At 70.7% G+C, this 2,348-nt stretch carries 3 protein-coding genes; all 3 read left to right on the forward strand.

The genetic code is table 11. The features are described 5' to 3' along the window. The coding region (locus FUT87_RS24580) for a tripartite tricarboxylate transporter substrate binding protein (protein WP_255512010.1) at positions 1 to 391 on the forward strand (391 nt) is incomplete at its 5' end. 16 nt (positions 392 to 407) lie between these two features. Continuing rightward, positions 408 to 998, forward strand: a complete 591-nt coding sequence (locus FUT87_RS24585) for a tripartite tricarboxylate transporter TctB family protein (protein WP_091723165.1) — start codon at positions 408 to 410, stop codon at positions 996 to 998. 18 nt (positions 999 to 1,016) lie between these two features. Continuing rightward, positions 1,017 to 2,348 (forward strand): tripartite tricarboxylate transporter permease (locus FUT87_RS24590; RefSeq protein WP_147242693.1); only part of this gene is annotated, 1,332 nt, incomplete at its 3' end.

Raw genomic sequence — 2,348 nt, forward strand, 5'->3', positions numbered from 1 at the left:
GGTGGCCGCGATCCTGGGCGGCAACGTCTCCATCGGCGGCAGCGGCTACAGCGAGTTCCAGCCCTACATCGAGAGCGGCAAGATGCGCCCGATCGCGATCACCGCGCCGCAGCGCATCAAGGGCCTGGACATCCCGACGATGAAGGAGCTCGGCTACAACGTCGAGATCGGCAACTGGCGCGGCGTCTACGGCGCGCCCGGCATCACGCCGCAGCAGCGTCAGGTGCTGATCGACATGGTCGTCAAGGCGACCAAGTCCAAGGCCTGGACCGAGGCGCTGGAGAAGAACGGCTGGACGCCGGCCGTCCTGACCGGCAAGGCCTTCGAGGACTTCGTCGACGCCGAGTTCGCGTCGCTGCGCGCGATCATGCACAAGTCCGGCATGGTCTGATCCCGGGAGGCCCGCCATGTCCGATTCCTCCTCCAAGGCCGTGGCCGGCCACCCGACCGCCACCGTGCCCGGCGCGGCGCCCTCGGCGCCGGATGTCGTCGACACCACCCCGCATCCGCTGTACCAGACCCTGGTCGGCGTGGGCGCGGTCGTCGTCGGCGCGGTGATGGCCATCGGCGCCGCCGCCATCCCCGGTGACGCCGGTTACGGCGGCGTCGGTCCCAACGCGCTGCCGTGGTTCGTCGCGGTGGTGCTGATCGTCTGCGGCGCCTGGCTGGTGTGGGAGTCCCGCACCGGCGGCTTCCGCCAGATGGAGCCGCCCTCGGGCGCACCGCGCGCCGACTGGGTGTCGGCCGCCTGGGTCGCCGGCGCGGTCATCGCCAACGCGGCGCTGATCACCACGATCGGCTTCGTGCTCGCCTGCACGCTGTGCTTCGTACTGGCCGTGCGCGGCCTGCGCCGCGCCGAGGGCAAGGGCCACGGCGGCGCGCGCCAGCTCCTCATCGACGTCGTCACCGGGCTGCTGATCGCCGCGCCGGTGTTCTGGCTCTTCAACAAGCTGCTCGCCCTCAACCTGCCGGCCCTCACCGCCGGCGGCTGGCTCTGAGCCTCCTGGAGTCCTGACATGCAAGACCTCTGGACCCACCTGATGGGCGGCTTCGCCACGGCCGCCTCGGGCGCGAACCTGATGTGGGCCTTCATCGGCTGCGCGCTGGGCACCGCCATCGGCGTGCTGCCCGGCCTCGGCCCGGCCGTGACCGTGGCGATGCTGCTGCCCATCACCGCGCAGGTCGACCCGACCGCGTCGATGATCTTCTTCGCCGGCATCTACTACGGCGCGATGTACGGCGGCTCGACGACCTCCATCCTGCTCAACACCCCCGGCGAGACCGGCACCATGGTGACCGCGCTGGAGGGCTTCAAGATGGCCCGCCACGGCCGCGCCGGCGCGGCGCTGGCCACCGCGGCGATCGGTTCGTTCTTCGCCGGCACCATCGCCACCGTGCTGGTCACGCTGTTCGCGCCGGTGCTGGCGGACTTCGCCGTGACGCTGGGCCCGCCCGAGTACTTCTGCCTGATGCTGCTGGCCTTCACCACCGTCAGCGCGGTGCTGGGGCAGAGCACGCTGCGCGGCATGACGGCGCTGTTCATCGGGCTGGCGATGGGCCTGGTCGGCCAGGACCAGATCACCGGCCAGATCCGCTACACCGCCGGCGTGCCCGAGTTCCTGGACGGCATCGAGACGGTGCTGGTCGCGGTCGGCCTGTTCGCGGTGGGCGAGACGCTCTACGTCGCGCTCTACGAGGGCCGCAGCAACCTGATGATGAACACCATGGGTCGCGTGCACATGACGCGCCTGGAGTGGAAGCGCTCGATCCCGGCCTGGATCCGCGGCACCGGGCTGGGTTTCCCGTTCGGCGTCATCCCGGCCGGCGGCACCGAGATCCCGACCTTCCTGAGCTACGCGACCGAGCGCAAGCTGTCCAAGCACAAGGAGGAGTTCGGCACCACCGGCGCGATCGAAGGCGTGGCCGGGCCCGAGGCGGCCAACAACGCGGCGGTGACCGGCACGCTGGTGCCGCTGCTGACGCTGGGCATCCCGACCTCGGTGACGGCGGCCATCCTGCTGTCGGCGCTGCAGAACTACGGCATCCAGGCCGGGCCGCAGCTGTTCACCACCTCGTCGGCGCTGGTGTGGGCGCTGATCGCGTCGCTGTACATCGGCAACGTGATGCTGCTGGTGCTGAACCTGCCGCTGGTGGGCCTGTGGGTGAAGCTGCTGCGCATCCCGCGCGCGCCGCTGTACGCCGGCATCCTGATCTTCGCGACCGTGGGCGTGTACGGCATGCGCCAGAGCGCCTTCGACCTGTACCTGATGCTGGCCATCGGCGCGATGGGCGTGGTGATGCGGCGCTTCGACTTCCCGACCGCGCCGGTCGTCGTCGGCATGATCCTG

It is taken from the genome of Mitsuaria sp. TWR114, from assembly GCF_007997345.1.